Origin of the sequence: Amaricoccus sp. (assembly GCF_036846665.1) — a bacterium.
Lineage (GTDB): Bacteria > Pseudomonadota > Alphaproteobacteria > Rhodobacterales > Rhodobacteraceae > Amaricoccus.
Genome location: NZ_DAIUBO010000018.1, coordinates 1 through 14108, shown reverse-complemented (window position 1 = coordinate 14108; position 14108 = coordinate 1). Strand labels below are relative to the sequence as shown.

The following is a 14108-nucleotide window of genomic DNA, read 5'->3' as shown; positions in this document are numbered from 1 at the left end:
CGGTCTCAGAAGGGGATTTCGTCGTCGAGCTGGCCGCCCGTGCCGCCGCGGGACTCGCCGCCGAAGCTGCCGCCGCGGTCCTGATCGTATTCCGAGCCGCCGCCCTCGCCGCGTCCGTCGAGCAGCGTCAGCTCGCTGCGGAAGGGGCGCAGCACGATCTCGGTGGTATAGCGATCCTGCCCTGACTGATCCTGCCATTTGCGGGTCTCGAGCTGGCCTTCGAGATAGACCTTGGAGCCCTTGCGCAGATATTGCTCGGCAACCTTGCCGAGCGCCTCGTTGAAGATCGCGACCCTGTGCCACTCGGTGCGCTCCTTGCGCTCGCCGGTATTGCGGTCGCGCCAGGTCTCGGAGGTGGCGATGTTGAGGTTCACCACCTTGCCGCCGCTGGGAAAGCTGCGCACCTCGGGGTCGCGGCCGAGATTGCCGATCAGGATCACCTTGTTGACGCTGCCCGCCATGTCGAAACCTCCCTGGCCGTTGCTCGGAGCGTCGTCCTTCTAGAGTCTACGGTCCGTGAAGAACAGATTGAAAGCTGACACGCCTTGTGTTTTTTGACATAGTGCCGGCCATATCCGGTGCCAAAACCGGGAAGACGGGCCCAGGCCCGCGGGCAGAACAGATACGAGGGACCATGAGGAGCATCCTGATCGCGCTCGGCTGCTTGCTTGCGCTCGGCGATCCCGCCTTCGCCGAAGCGCGCCTGAGCCGGCTCTTGAGCAGCCAGTCCAATCTCACCCCGGAATACCGCGCGCTGATCCGCCCGCCGGTGCCCGGCGCGATGGCGGGCCAGCCGCGCCGGCCGTCGCGGCTGAGCGAGGACGAATGGGGCGGCATCCCGGCCTTCACCGGCTCGCCGGGGATCTATCAGGACATGGCCCGGGCCGCGGCGCGGCGCCACGGTGTGCCGGAGGATCTGTTCCTGCGGCTGGTGCGCACGGAATCGAACTTCCGCCCCACCGCCAAATCCACCAAGGGCGCGATCGGGCTGGCGCAGCTGATGCCGCAGACGGCGCGGCTGCTCGGGGTCAACCCGCACGACCCCAAGCAGAACCTCGAGGGCGGCGCGCGCTATCTCAGCCAGCAATACCGCAAGTTCGGCGACTGGCGCTTGGCGCTGGCAGCCTATAACGCCGGGCCGAAGGCGGTGGAGCAATACAAGGGCGTGCCCCCCTACCGCGAGACCCAGCATTACGTGAAGGCGATCCTCGGGCGCTGATGCCGGCGCGCCGGGCGCGCCCCGGCCGCCGGACCTAGCCGATCTGCTTCAAGGCTTGCCGCAGCCCCTCCGGGCCGCCGGCGTCCAGGGTGGCGTCGACGGCGTCATGCGTCGCCCGCCATGCCGGAAGTGCCGCCTTGAGCCGGGCGAGGCCCGCCGCCGTCAGGACGAGGCGGCGCGCGCGCGCGTCGGCGGCATCGGCCACCGAGCAGACCAGCCCGCGCCGCTCGAGCGGCTTCAGCGCCGCGGTCAGCGTGGTGCGGTCCATCCCCAGCAGCGGCACCAGATCGCCGATCCGCGGGCCTTCCGGCCGGTTCAGCGCCATGAGCAGCGAGAACTGGCCGTTGGTCAGACCATGCGGCCGCAGCGTCGCGTCGAAGCGCCGCGCCAGCCTTCGCGCCGCGCGCTGCAGATGCAGGCAGAGGCAGCGGTCGCGCACCTCGTGGGTGGCGGAAAGCGGCAGGTCGGGATCCATCATCGCAAATAACGTTGACATCAACCTAATGCATCGTCAAGCTCGCGGGACGAGTCCGAATAGGGGGAGGGTCCTATGGCCTATGTAAGTGGATTCCTGCTGGCCGTGCCGACGGCGAACCGCGCGGCCTATCTCGCGATGGCGGAGAAGAGCTGGGATATGTTCCGGAAACACGGCTGCCTGTCGCTGCGGGAGAACTGGGGCGTCGACGTGCCCGACGGCAAGGTGACCTCCTTCCCCATGGCGGTGAAGAAGAAGGAGGACGAGACGGTCATCTTCTCCTGGATGGAATGGCCCGACAAGGCGACCTGCGACCGCGCCTGGGAGGCGATGATGAAGGACCCGGCCATGCAGGACATGGGCGAGATGCCCTTCGACGGCATGCGGATGATGTGGGGCGGGTTCGAGGAACTGGCCCGCTTCGGCGTGCCGGGCGAGGCGTGACCGAAGCCCGGCGCGGGGAGCGACGGCGCGTGCCGTCGCCCCCGGCGTATGGCCGCGGCCCGGCCGGTCAGCCGGCCGCCTGCCGCGGCTCCGCGAAGTAGATCTGTCGCCTGCCGCCCTTCAGCGGTTCCTCCGCCCGGATGTCGAAGCGCTCCGCGAGCAGGGCGCGGAAGTTCTCCGGGTGATAATCGTCATACTGGTCCTCGCGGTTGGCGAGCAGCGCCTGCACCATCTCGTCGTCGCGCCCGACGAACTCGATCACCACCGCGGTCCCGAGGCTCGCGAGCCAGCCGATGAAGTCGGCGAGGGGAATGTTGGCGGTAATCACCACGTGATGCACCAGCGCGAGGCAGAGTGTGAGATCAGGCCGGCCACGCTCGGCCAGGCCCTTGCGCTCGGCGCCGCGCCAGCCCTGGTTCGGCGAGGCATCCGCGAGATTGACCACCAGCGGCAGCAGCCTGCGCGACCCGGCGCCAGCCTTCTCGCGCTGGTAGAGGTGCTCGATCGCCATCCAGTCGGCGTCCATCGACACCACCTGACCGGCATGCTCGGCCACGATGCGCGAGAAGGTGCCGGTGTTGCAGCCCAGATCCCAGGCCAGCCGCCAGTCCCGCGTGGCCGCCGCCCGGCGCACGAAGGCCGCCTTCTGCTCGAGATCCGCGGCGTCGTAGGAATGGCTGCGGTCGTAATCCGACCATTGCGTCTTGTCGCGGCCGGGCTTCAGCTTCGCCACCAGCGCGCGGAGCTTGGTCACGTTGTTGACGATCAGCGCCTTGTCGAACCCGGCCTCCGCCAGCGAGCCGCGCACGTCCTTCGTGCCGCCCTCGTAGCGGCGCTGCAGCGCGCTCTGGGCCGCCACATGCAGCAGCACGCCGGGGCGCAGCAGGTCGCGGGTCGACATCAGGCGCTGCATGTCCTCGGCCGGGATGCCATCGATCCGGCCGCGCAGCCAGGGCCGGAAGTCGAGGCCCCGATAGGCCTGCAGCATCAGCGGATAGAGGAAGAGCTCGCAGAACTGGCGGTAACCGACCCAGGGCTGCCCCCGGCCCAGCGGCTCGAAGGAGGGGATGTCGATGAAGACCGGATGCACGCCCTGCCACTGGATGTTGTAGGGGGTCGCGTCCTTGAGGATCATGTCCGAGGCGAGCGCGTCGCGCATCAGGTCGAGATGCAGCAGCGCCGCATCCTGCAGCATGCCGAAGGTCCATTCGTAGGGATAGGAGACGAAGGGAATCCGCGCATGCTCGAGCACGCCGGCCGCATCGGGCGCCACGGCGGCGTCGCCGTCGCGGGTCTCCACGATGGAGCCGCCCGCCATGCGCCCCGCCAGGAACTGGGTCCCCCGCAGTCGCTGCCAGTTCGCCAGAGCCTCCGGGCTCAGGCTCCGGAAGATCGCGCCGTCGCGATAGAAGACGCTGCCGTTGCGGTCGCGGAAGGAGCCCGGCTCACGCTGGGTCCGCAGACCGGCTTCCCGGCCGGAGACGCGCGCCTCCGGAGCCGGGTGCCCGCTCAGCTCGTTCACAGATCGGAACGGGACTTGGAGGCTTCATGGCCGGGCTCGTCGCCGGCATGGGACTCCGCCGGCGCCATGCCGATGAAAGTCCGAAAGCGATGCCAGTAGAGCCGCCCGGCCAGCGCGATGCCCGCGAAGCCGCCGAGAATCACCTGCAGGATCATGCTGCCCGTCCCGGGATCGAGATAGGCTTGGGCCTGGGATGTTGTCATCCCGAAGAAAAGCGTCGAAATCACGAGCAAGAATGCCAGTGACGAGGTCATTTTGAGCATCTGGACCCACCTTCCTGTTGGTTCGCCGGCAGCACAGCGAAGCCGCCCCCGGGCGACGCATGCCGCATTCGGCCCCTTCACACAAGTGACACAAGTCGCCTGTGCGCCTCCCAGCCACTTCACATAAGTGACACAAGTCTGCCATCAATGCGTCGCAGAGGGGGTGGGATTCTCGCGAATCTCCGGAAAGGATGGCCGGCCTCCGGACGCCTTCCGGAGAAAGTCGTGTGAAAAAAGTGTCTTAGGGGTGAGTTTTGGGAAATCACATCATGAAGGGCGGCGGATTGCCCGTCGGAAATGGCGGAAATCCGCCGAAGGCAGGCGGGGCGAGCGGCGTGTTGCCGCTCGCGGCGCTGCTCTTCGGCCCGGCCTCGGTGCTCGAACTGATGTCGCGAAACCTCATCCAGGTCTCGTTCGGCGACATCGTGCCGGCGCTGATCGGCACGCTGGTCCTGGCACTGCTGGTCTGGCTGGCGGTGGTGGCCCTGCGCCGGCGCCGCGACGCCGCCAGCGCCGTGATCGCCTGCATCTGGGTGGTGGTCATCCTCTACCACACCGAGATGCTCCGGCTGCTCAATGATGCGCTGGGCGGCACGTATGCCATGGTCCGGGCCTTTCCCTTCGCGCTCGCCGCGGCCGCTGTCCTGACGCTGATCGCGGCGCGGTTCGCGCGGTATCTCGGGCCGGTCCATGCGGTCTTGATCGGCATCGCCGCGGTGATGCTGGTCACCCCGACCTGGAAGGCCTTCGCCTATGCCTGGCGCAACGACAATGCCCAGGCCGCCTATGACGCCGATGCGGCCGAGGCGGCGATGCCGCAGATCGCGGAGGTCGCCGCCGACGGCGCCCGGCCGCCGGACATCTATCACTTCATCTTCGACCGCTATGCCTCGGCGGAAGTGCTCGAAAGGCATTTCGGCATCGAGGAGCGCATCGGCGATTTCCTCACCCGGCGCGGCTTCTACGTCGTGCCCGACAGCCATTCCAACTATCTCAAGACCGGGCATTCGCTCGCCTCGACCTTCTACATGGATTACCTCGACGTTCTCGCCGACGACCCGCGGGTGAAGGCCGACAACTGGCATCCGATCTTCGCCATGCTGGACGACACCCGGGTGGTCCGCTTCCTGCGGGCCCGCGGCTACGACTTCCTCCAGTTCGGCTCCTGGTGGGTTGGAACCTTCGAAAGCCCCACGGCGGACGAGAACCACCCGCTCGGCTTCAGCGAGTTCAACCTGCAGTATCTGCGCCGCACCATGGCGCTGCCCGTTTCGCAGCTGCTGCCCCGCACGAACTTCACCATGCGGCTCGACTGGGACAACGGCCAGTGCCAGCGCGTCGCCCGCCAGATCGAGCAGATCAAGGCGATCGGCGGGCAGGACCGCAGCCGGCCGGTCTATGTCTTCGCCCATATCCTGGTGCCGCACGGGCCGGAGGTCTTCACCACCGACGGGCGCTGCCTGACCAATGCCGAGGCCCGCGAGCGCGGCGAGCGGCAGGGCTATATCGACCAGATCGCCTATGCAAACCGCATCATCGAGGATGTGGTGACCACGCTGCAGGACGAGGGGCGGCCGGCGCCGGTGATCCTGATCCAGGCCGACGAGGGGCCGTTCCCCAAGCGCGACTACAAGGTGGAATGGCAGGACGCCCCCGCCGAGGAACTGCGCATCAAGACCGGGATCGTCAACAGCTTCTACATCCCCGGCGAGGACTACCACCTGCTGCGCGACGACATCACCCCGGTCAACAGCTACCGGGCGGTCTTCGACACGGTCTTTGGCACTGATCTCGGCCAGCTGCCCGACCGGATTTACACCTTCCCCGACGACCGGCGCATCTTCGAGTTCGAGGACGTGACCGAGCGCATCCTCTGCGAAGACGTCGAGTCCCCCGCCTCCCTCGATCGCTGCCCGACCGTCTCGGGCGCCCTGGCGCCGGCCTCGCCCTGACACCCGGCGGATCGTCCCGCGCAAAAGCGGTGCGTGGCGCGTGCATGCCTCGTGCATGGTCCGCCGGGCGATTTCGCTTGCGGTCGATCCCGTTTTGTTCTCACATCCCGACTCGCATCTTCGCGCACAGACGCTATCTAGAGCGCGTCAGCGGGAGCGGGACATGGCCGAACAGAAGTTCATCGAGATCCGGGGTGCTCGCGAGCACAACCTCAAGTCGATCGACATCGACATTCCGCGCGACAAGCTCGTTGTAATCACTGGTCTTTCCGGCTCCGGCAAATCCTCGCTCGCCTTCGATACCATCTATGCCGAGGGCCAGCGCCGCTATGTGGAGAGCCTCTCCGCCTATGCCCGGCAGTTCCTCGACATGATGCAGAAGCCGGACGTGGACCATATCTCGGGCCTCAGCCCGGCGATCTCGATCGAGCAGAAGACCACTTCCCGAAACCCCCGCTCGACGGTGGGGACGGTCACCGAGATCTACGACTACCTTCGCCTGCTCTTCGCGCGCGTCGGCACGCCCTTTTCGCCTGCCACCGGCCTGCCGATCGAGGCGCAGCAGGTGAGTCAGATGGTCGACATCGCCATGGCGCTGCCCGAGGGCACGCGAGCCTATCTGCTGGCCCCGATCGTTCGCGACCGCAAGGGCGAATACCGCAAGGAATTTCAGGAGCTTCTGAAGAAGGGCTTCCAGCGGGTCAAGGTCGACGGCACCTTCCACGACCTCGACGCGGCGCCGGTGCTCGACAAGAAGTTCCGCCACGACATCGACGTGGTCGTGGACCGGATCGTGGTGCGCGACGGCCTGGAGACGCGGCTGGCCGATTCCCTGCGCACCGCGCTGGATCTCGCCGACGGCATCGCGATCCTCGAGACGGCGCCCGCCGAGGGCGAGCCGGAGCGCATCACCTTGTCGGAGAATTTCGCCTGCCCGGTGAGCGGCTTCACCATTCCGGAGATCGAGCCGCGGCTCTTCTCCTTCAACGCGCCCTTCGGCGCCTGCCCATCCTGCGACGGGCTGGGGGTGGAGCTCTTCTTCGACCCGCGGCTGATCGTGCCCGACGAGAGCCTGCCGCTGCTCAAGGGCGCCATCGCGCCCTGGTCCAAGGGGCAGTCGCCCTATTACAAGCAGACGATCGAGGCGCTGGCGCGCCACTACGGCTTCGACAAGGCGGCGCGCTGGCGCGACCTGCCGGAGGAGGCGAGCCAGGTCCTGCTCTACGGCTCCGAAGGCGCGAAGATCAGGTTCCGCTACGACGAGGGCGGGCGGGTCTACGAGATCGAGCGGCCCTTCGAGGGCGTGATCCCGAACATGGAACGACGCTACCGGGAGACCGATTCGAACTGGGTGCGCGAGGAGTTCGAGCGCTACCAGAACAACCGGCCCTGCGGCGCCTGCCACGGCTTCCGGCTCAAACCCGAGGCGCTGGCGGTCAGGATCGCCGGCCTGCACGTGGGCGAGGTGGTGCGCATGTCGATCCGCGAGGCGCTGGCCTGGATCGAGGAGGCGCCTGTCTCCCTGAGCGCGCAGAAGAACGAGATCGCCCGGGCGATCCTGAAGGAGATCCGCGAGCGGCTGGGCTTCCTGGTCAACGTCGGGCTCGACTATCTGACGCTCGCCCGCAACGCCGGCACGCTCTCGGGCGGCGAGAGCCAGCGCATCCGGCTGGCGAGCCAGATCGGCAGCGGCCTGACCGGCGTGCTCTACGTGCTCGACGAGCCCTCGATCGGCCTGCACCAGCGCGACAACGGCCGTCTGCTCACCACGCTGAAGAACCTGCGCGACGCGGGCAATACCGTGATCGTGGTCGAGCACGACGAGGAGGCGATCCGCGAGGCCGACCACGTGATCGACATCGGCCCCGGCGCCGGCGTGCATGGCGGCGCGATCATCGCAGAGGGCGCCCCCGCCGACATCGCCGCCGCGCCGGAATCGGTCACCGGCCAGTACCTCACCGGGGCGCGGACGATCGCCGTGCCGGGCAAGCGGCGCAATGGCAACGGCAGGCGGCTGCGGGTCGTCGATGCCACCGGCAACAATCTGCAGGGCGTCACGGCGGAATTTCCGCTCGGGACCTTCACCTGCGTCACCGGGGTCTCGGGCGGCGGCAAGTCGACGCTGACCGTGGAGACGCTGTTCAAGACCGCCTCGATGCGGCTGAACGGGGCGCGGCAGACCCCGGCGCCGTGCTCGGCGATCGAGGGGCTGGAGCATCTCGACAAGGTCATCGACATCGACCAGTCGCCGATCGGGCGCACGCCGCGCTCGAACCCCGCGACCTATACCGGCGCCTTCGGGCCGATCCGCGACTGGTACGCCGGTCTGCCGGAGTCGAAGGCGCGCGGCTACAAGCCGGGGCGGTTCAGCTTCAACGTCAAGGGCGGTCGCTGCGAGGCCTGCCAGGGCGACGGGGTCATCAAGATCGAGATGCATTTCCTGCCGGATGTCTACGTCACCTGCGAGGCCTGCAAGGGCAAGCGCTTCAACCGCGAGACGCTGGAGGTTCACTTCAAGGGCAAGAGCATCGCCGACGTGCTCGACATGACGGTCGAGGATGCGGAGGCGTTCTTCGCGGCGGTGCCGGCGATCCGCGAGAAGATGACCACGCTGATGCGGGCGGGTCTCGGCTACGTCAAGGTCGGCCAGCCGGCGACGACGCTCTCGGGCGGCGAGGCACAGCGGGTGAAGCTCTCCAAGGAACTGGCGCGGCGCTCCACCGGGCGCACGCTCTACATCCTCGACGAGCCGACCACTGGGCTGCATTTCGAGGATACGCGCAAGCTGCTCGAGGTGCTGCACGAACTGGTGGAGCAGGGCAACACCGTGGTGGTGATCGAGCACAACCTCGACGTCATCAAGACCGCCGACCACATCATCGACATCGGCCCCGAGGGCGGCGACGGCGGCGGCACCATCGTCGCCACCGGAACGCCCGAGGTGGTGGCGCAAGCGAAGGCCAGCCACACCGGGCACTACCTGAAGGCGATCCTGCAGGCGCGCCGGGTGGCGGCGGAATAGGCCGCGGCCTCGGGGCCTTGTCCGGACCCCCGCCGCCGTCGCGAGGGCTGCCTGGATCGGCTATCGCGGCGGCGGTACGCCGATTTCGGCCACACCGCGCCGCGAGCTTCCTGGCCATGCTCACGGTGCCTGATGGCCGGATTCGGGCCGCTGCGCTCGCGCGCCGATTGACCGGACCGTTTTCGGACTCGCTCAGGGTGTCAATTTCGCGCGGGATCTGTCACAATGCGCGCAAGTGGGAACCAACGGTGGAGGCCGAAATGGCGAGCGAAGCAAGCGGAGGAACGGGACGCGGGATGTCCCTGACGGCGAAGGTGATGGCCGGGATGGTGCTCGGTCTGATCGTCGGGGTCGTCTTCAACATGGTCGATTCTGCGTTCATCAACACCCATATCATCGGCGGCCTCTTCGCCATGATCGGCACAATGTTCGTGAACGCGCTCAAGATGCTGGTCGTGCCGCTGGTGCTATTCTCGCTGCTCTGCGGCGTGATGGGGATCGGCGACATCCGGGTGCTGGGGCGGGTCGGCGGCAAGTCGCTGGCGCTCTACATCTTCACCACCGCCATCGCCATCGCGGTAGCCATCGCGCTCGCGCTCCTGATCGGGCCGGGCCAGGGCTTCGACATGGCCGGGGTCGACACCTCCGGCGTGACCGGCGCCGAGGCGCCCTCGGTCTGGGATGTCTTTGCCGGCATCATTCCGACCAATCCGATCTCGGCCTTCGCCAATGGCGACATGCTGCAGATCATCTTCTACGCCATCGTGCTCGGCATAGCCGCGCTCATGCTGGGCGACGCCTCGGAAGGCTTCTACGAGGGCTGCCAGTACATGAACGAGCTGATGATGAAGGTCGTCGTCATCGTCATGGCTTTCGCGCCCTACGGCGTCTTCTGCCTGATCGCCAAGACCTTCGCCGAACAGGGGATCGATCTCTTCATCCCGGTGATGGCCTATGTCGTGACGCTGGTGGGGGCGCTGTTCCTGCATCTCTTCGTCACGCTGATGATCATCCTCAAGGTGTTCTCGGGGCTCAACCCGATCACCTTCATCCGCAAGATCCGCCCGGCGCAAATCTTCGCCTTCTCGACGGCGAGTTCCAACGCGACGATCCCGGTGACCCTGCGCTGCGTCACCGAACGCATGGGGGCGAACAATTCGGTAGCCTCGTTCACGGTGCCCTTCGGCGCGACGATCAACATGGACGGCACCGCGATCATGCAGGGCGTGGCGACCGTGTTCCTCGCCAATGTCTACGGCATCGATCTCGGCCTCGGCGGCTATCTGACGGTGATCGCCATGGCGGTGCTCGCCTCCATCGGCACCGCGGGCGTGCCGGGCGTCGGGCTGGTGATGCTGACGATGGTGCTGACCCAGGTCGGCCTGCCGATCGAGGGCATCGCGCTGATCATCGGCGTCGACCGGCTGATGGACATGATCCGCACCGCGGTCAACATCACCGGCGACGCGGTCGTGACCGCCATCGTCGCCAAGACCGAAGGGGAGTTCGACCTTTCCGTCTACGAGGACCCGGATGCCGGCATGATCGTCGGCGACGAGATCCACGTCGAGGAGATGCATACGCCCCATCCGCACGCGCATCCCAACCCGGCCGAATAGGCAGGCCGGCGCGCGACGCCCCTCCGGCGGCTCCGGTTCTCGGACCGGGTCCGCCGCTCCCCTGCTCAGGCGGGCTCGGCGGCGTGCTCGTTGACGATCCGGTCCGCCGCCTTGCCGTGCAGCTCCTCGTAATGGTCGAAGGCCGATTCGAAATGGCCGACGCCCTGGGTTGCGGCACGGATGTCGTTCGCGAAGCCCGGCAGGGCGGCGCCGGGGATCATCGCCTGGTAGATCTCCCAGCCCTTGGCCTCCGGATTGGCCTCGAAGCCGAGCACCTGGCCGTGGTTCGAGGCGATGATGGGACCGAGCGCACCGGTGAAGAGCGCGGGCGCGTGGATCGACACCTTGAAGATCGGCTGCAGCAGCACCGGCCCGGCGGATTTGAGCGCGTCCGCGACGCCGCGGCGGCCGGCGATGCGGAAGGCCATCTCCGAACTGTCGACCGGGTGGTGCAGCCCGTCGGTCAGCGTCACCGCGACATCGACCACCGGGAAGCCGAGCGGTCCGCGGGCCATGGCGTCCTGGGCGCCGGCCTCGACGGCGGGGATGTAGTTCCGCGGCACCGCGCCGCCCTTGACCACCTCGTTGAAGGCGAAGCCCGTGCCGCGCTGCCCCGGCGCGACCACCAGCTTGACATCGGCGAACTGGCCGGCGCCGCCGGTCTGCTTCTTGTGGCGATAGGCGATCTCGGAGGTCTTGGCGATGGTCTCGCGATAGGCGGGGCTCGGGACGACCTCCTCGACCTCGAGCCCGAAGGCCTCCTGCAGCCGGGCGCGCAGCACACGCAGGTGCAGCGGCCCCTGGGCGCCCACCAGGGCGCCGCCGGTGGCCGGATCCTGGGTGACCGTGAGCCCGGAATCGCCTTCCGCGAGCACGGCGAGCGCACCCGAGACCTTGACGCTGTCGCGCTCGGCCTTGGGCGCGAGGATGCGGTGCAGGCCCGGCTCCTGCCCGTCGCGCCAGGCCGGGGCGGGCACGAGCGCCTCCTGGGTGGCGATGCGGCCCGGCGCGAGGTGGTCGGCCTTGACGGTCATGACGATCGTGCCGGCCGGGACCATGTCGAGATGATGGCTGTCGCGCGGATCGGCCGGGCTCATCTGGCCCGGGGCGCGGCCGCCCAGCGCGCGGGTCGCGGGAAGATCCTCCAGCGCACGCAGAAGCAGGGTCTTGCCCATGTGCTTGCGATAGGCCCCGGAAAAGATCACCGCCGGCGGCGCCTCGTCGAGGCCGGCCTGGAGCTGCAGCCGCTCCCGGAGCACGGAAGGTCCCGGCGCCTCGTGGCGCAGGGCCTTGAGCACGCGCATGATACCGTTGCCGTGGCTTCCCGATCCGATCAGCGCCTCGATCACCCGGTTCTCCGCGAGCACGCGGGCGCAGAGCGCGAAGACCGCCTCGCTCGGCGGGCTGCGGTCCTCGATCAGCTGCTCGAGCAGGGCATCGTCGAAATCCGCGAGATGCTCGAGCAATTCGTCGCGGGCGGCATGCTCGCGCTCGATCATGCCTGCGGGGATCTCGACGAGTTGGGAGGGGGCGCCCTCGCGGTATTCCCACGCGCGTTCGGAGACCAGATCGACCGCGCCGACGACGTGATCGGCGTCGCGGATCGGGATCTGGCGCAGGAGGATCGGATGCGCCACGTATTCCTGCAGCGCCGCGACGATGTCGCGCACCCGGCCGGTGGCCTCGTCGATCCGGTTGATGAAGATGATCGACGGCGTGCCGGCGCGCTCGACCGCCCGGAGATAGGGCGCGGCGAGCACGGCGCCCCCGGGCTCCGGCGCCACGCAGACGACGGCGGCATCGGCGGCCAGCAGCGCGTCGCTGGCCACGTGCAGGAACTCGATGGAGCCCGGCGTGTCGATCGCCTGCCACGCGTCGCCGAGATGGGTGAAGCTGGCGACGCGCATCTCGCCGGGGCCGGCGGCGGGCTGCGGCTGGCCCTCCCGTTCGCACATCCGGTCGACCAGCGTCGACTTGCCGGTATTCGAAGCACCGAGCACCGCGATCGTCCGGGTCATCACTATCCTCCCCCAAGCCGGCTTGTCTGCGTCGGTTCGATCATGACCTGTCGGCGGAGGGATTTCCAGCCGCCCGAGCCACCGGCCCAGGGCCATCGCATTCGGAGCTCATTCTTCCATCCTTGGCGGTTCCGCTGCCGGGCGGTGGCCGCCGGGCGGGACAGTGACGCCGGGCGCGGGATCCCGCCGACCGGGTTATCGGATGGCGCGTAGACCTTCTCTCTGCCCGGCGGGTGTGCGAAAGGATGTCGCGAGGGGGCGCGGATCTTCGATTGCGCCGGAAGGGCAGGGAGAGCGCGTGTGGAACGCTGGAACTTCATTCTGACGCTGGCGACAATCTCGACGGTCGCCGGCGGCATCATGGTCGTCGCCTTCAACTTCAACTGATCGCCGCCGTCGGGCCGGCGACTCAGGGCTCGCGCCTGCGCGCGGCAAGCCAGGGCAGGATCGCCGAGAAATCGAGGCCCTCCCGGTCCTCTGCCACGAATTCGGAATAGAGGGCGGCGGCATGCGCCCCGAGCGGCGTCGATGCGTCGGCGGCCGCCGCCGCCTGCTGGCTCAGATCGAGATCCTTGAGCATCAGCGTCGCGGCGAATCCCGGGCGGTAGCCATGATCGGCGGGCGAGTTCGGACCGACGCCGGGCACCGGACAATAGGTATTCACCGACCAGCAGGACCCCGAGGAGCTCGAAACGACGTCGAAGAGCGAATGCGGGTCGAGCCCGAGCTTGCCGGCGAGCGCGAAGGCCTCGCAGACCCCGATCATCGAGATGCCGAGGATCATGTTGTTGCAGATCTTCGCCGCCTGACCGGATCCGGGGCCGCCGCAATGCACCGCCCGCGCGCCCATGATCTCGAAGAGCGGGCGGGCCTTCTCGAAGGCCGCCGGCGAGCCACCGGCCATGAAGGTGAAGCTTCCCGAAGCCGCCCCGCCGGTGCCGCCGGACACTGGGGCATCGACGGCGAGCAGCTTGGCCGCCTCCGCCTCGGCGGCGGCGGCGCGGGCGCTCTCCACATCGACGGTGGAGCAATCCACGAAGACTGAACCCGGGCGCCCGGCGGGCACGATCTCGGCATAGACGTCGCGCAGGATCGCCCCGTTGGGCAGCATGGTGATCACCGCGTCGCGCCCGCGCGCGGCCTCCGCGGCGCCTGCGGCGGGGGCGACACCGTCGATCCGCACGCCCGCCGCGTCGAAGCCGGTCACCCTATGACCCGCCGCGGCGAGATTCCGCGCCATGGGGCCACCCATCTTGCCCAGTCCGATGAAACCGATCTGCATCCCTGGATCCTCCGTCCTGCGGCTCAGCCGGGGCCGCGCGCGATGTCGAGCTCGTCGGCGCCGAGCGGCGCGAGCATGGCCTCGACCTCCTCCCGGCGCACGCCGTCGAGCGCGTGGCGCCACTGCGGCGCGCGGTCCTTGTCGATCACCTGCGCGCGTATTCCCTCCAGCAGGTCGCCGTCGCTGATCGCGCGCCAGACGGCGCGGTATTCGCGCGCGAGCGCCGCCTCCAGCCCCGGCTCGCGCCGAGCCGTGCGGATGAGCTCGAGCGTCACGGCCATGGCGAGGGGCG

12 protein-coding genes are annotated in these 14108 nt (G+C 68.4%); 5 read left to right on the top strand and 7 right to left on the bottom strand.

The features are described 5' to 3' along the window. Positions 1–5: 5 nt before the first annotated feature. On the bottom strand, positions 6–461 hold the full coding sequence (gene ssb / locus V7050_RS03245) for a single-stranded DNA-binding protein (RefSeq protein ID WP_324365654.1): 456 nt from the start codon (positions 459–461) through the stop codon (positions 6–8). A 173-nt stretch (positions 462–634) separates the two neighbouring features. Here ssb and V7050_RS03240 point away from each other — a divergent pair, with 173 nt between their 5' ends. After that, positions 635–1219, top strand: coding sequence for a lytic transglycosylase domain-containing protein (locus V7050_RS03240; RefSeq protein ID WP_324365656.1), 585 nt, complete (start codon positions 635–637; stop codon positions 1217–1219). A gap of 34 nt (positions 1220–1253) precedes the next feature. On the opposite strand, the gene V7050_RS03235 is transcribed toward V7050_RS03240, so the two are convergent. Further along, entirely contained in the window at positions 1254–1715 is a 462-nt protein-coding gene (locus V7050_RS03235; RefSeq protein WP_324365658.1) for a MarR family winged helix-turn-helix transcriptional regulator, read from the bottom strand. A 54-nt stretch (positions 1716–1769) separates the two neighbouring features. On the opposite strand from V7050_RS03235, the gene V7050_RS03230 reads away from it, so the two are divergent. Beyond that, entirely contained in the window at positions 1770–2138 is a 369-nt protein-coding gene (locus tag V7050_RS03230; RefSeq protein ID WP_324365660.1) for a DUF1428 domain-containing protein, read from the top strand. Between the two features lie 67 nt (positions 2139–2205). On the opposite strand, the gene V7050_RS03225 is transcribed toward V7050_RS03230, so the two are convergent. Further along, positions 2206–3660: a class I SAM-dependent methyltransferase gene (locus V7050_RS03225; RefSeq protein ID WP_324365662.1), complete on the bottom strand. Its 1455-nt coding sequence runs from the start codon at positions 3658–3660 to the stop codon at positions 2206–2208. Then, entirely contained in the window at positions 3657–3923 is a 267-nt protein-coding gene (locus V7050_RS03220) for a hypothetical protein (RefSeq protein ID WP_324365664.1), read from the bottom strand. The genes V7050_RS03225 and V7050_RS03220 overlap by 4 nt, the downstream gene beginning before the upstream one ends. Before the next feature lie 335 nt (positions 3924–4258). On the opposite strand from V7050_RS03220, the gene V7050_RS03215 reads away from it, so the two are divergent. From V7050_RS03215 to V7050_RS03205, 3 genes are all read left to right on the top strand, one after another. After that, a complete protein-coding gene (locus tag V7050_RS03215; RefSeq protein ID WP_324365665.1) occupies positions 4259–5875 on the top strand; it encodes a hypothetical protein in 1617 nt (538 codons plus the stop codon). A gap of 163 nt (positions 5876–6038) precedes the next feature. Next, positions 6039–8897, top strand: a complete 2859-nt coding sequence (uvrA, locus tag V7050_RS03210; protein ID WP_324373822.1) for an excinuclease ABC subunit UvrA — start codon at positions 6039–6041, stop codon at positions 8895–8897. A gap of 296 nt (positions 8898–9193) precedes the next feature. Then, entirely contained in the window at positions 9194–10516 is a 1323-nt protein-coding gene (locus tag V7050_RS03205) for a dicarboxylate/amino acid:cation symporter (protein ID WP_324364821.1), read from the top strand. Between the two features lie 65 nt (positions 10517–10581). Here the strand turns inward: V7050_RS03205 and V7050_RS03200 are convergent, their stop codons facing one another. From V7050_RS03200 to V7050_RS03190, 3 genes are all read right to left on the bottom strand, one after another. Further along, the gene (locus V7050_RS03200) at positions 10582–12534 is read right to left on the bottom strand and encodes an elongation factor G (protein ID WP_324364823.1); all 1953 of its coding nucleotides are present in this window, start codon (positions 12532–12534) and stop codon (positions 10582–10584) included. Positions 12535–12943: 409 nt separating this feature from the next. Continuing rightward, complete coding sequence (gene mmsB, locus V7050_RS03195) at positions 12944–13816, bottom strand: 3-hydroxyisobutyrate dehydrogenase (protein WP_324410238.1); 873 nt, start codon at positions 13814–13816, stop codon at positions 12944–12946. A gap of 23 nt (positions 13817–13839) precedes the next feature. Next, a partial coding sequence (locus tag V7050_RS03190) for an enoyl-CoA hydratase/isomerase family protein (protein WP_324410236.1) occupies positions 13840–14108 on the bottom strand: 269 nt, incomplete at its 5' end.

What these genes read in the sequence shown, in the direction of transcription:
- V7050_RS03235 (WP_324365658.1), bottom strand. Translation starts at nt 1,715, where the DNA reads ATGTCAACGTTATTTGCGATGATGGATCCCGACCTGCCGCTTTCCGCC.
- V7050_RS03220 (WP_324365664.1), bottom strand. Translation starts at nt 3,923, where the DNA reads ATGCTCAAAATGACCTCGTCACTGGCATTCTTGCTCGTGATTTCGACG.
- V7050_RS03200 (WP_324364823.1), bottom strand. Translation starts at nt 12,534, where the DNA reads ATGACCCGGACGATCGCGGTGCTCGGTGCTTCGAATACCGGCAAGTCG.
- mmsB (WP_324410238.1), bottom strand. Translation starts at nt 13,816, where the DNA reads ATGCAGATCGGTTTCATCGGACTGGGCAAGATGGGTGGCCCCATGGCG.
- V7050_RS03205 (WP_324364821.1), top strand. Translation starts at nt 9,194, where the DNA reads ATGTCCCTGACGGCGAAGGTGATGGCCGGGATGGTGCTCGGTCTGATC.
- ssb (WP_324365654.1), bottom strand. Translation starts at nt 461, where the DNA reads ATGGCGGGCAGCGTCAACAAGGTGATCCTGATCGGCAATCTCGGCCGC.
- V7050_RS03240 (WP_324365656.1), top strand. Translation starts at nt 635, where the DNA reads ATGAGGAGCATCCTGATCGCGCTCGGCTGCTTGCTTGCGCTCGGCGAT.
- uvrA (WP_324373822.1), top strand. Translation starts at nt 6,039, where the DNA reads ATGGCCGAACAGAAGTTCATCGAGATCCGGGGTGCTCGCGAGCACAAC.
- V7050_RS03230 (WP_324365660.1), top strand. Translation starts at nt 1,770, where the DNA reads ATGGCCTATGTAAGTGGATTCCTGCTGGCCGTGCCGACGGCGAACCGC.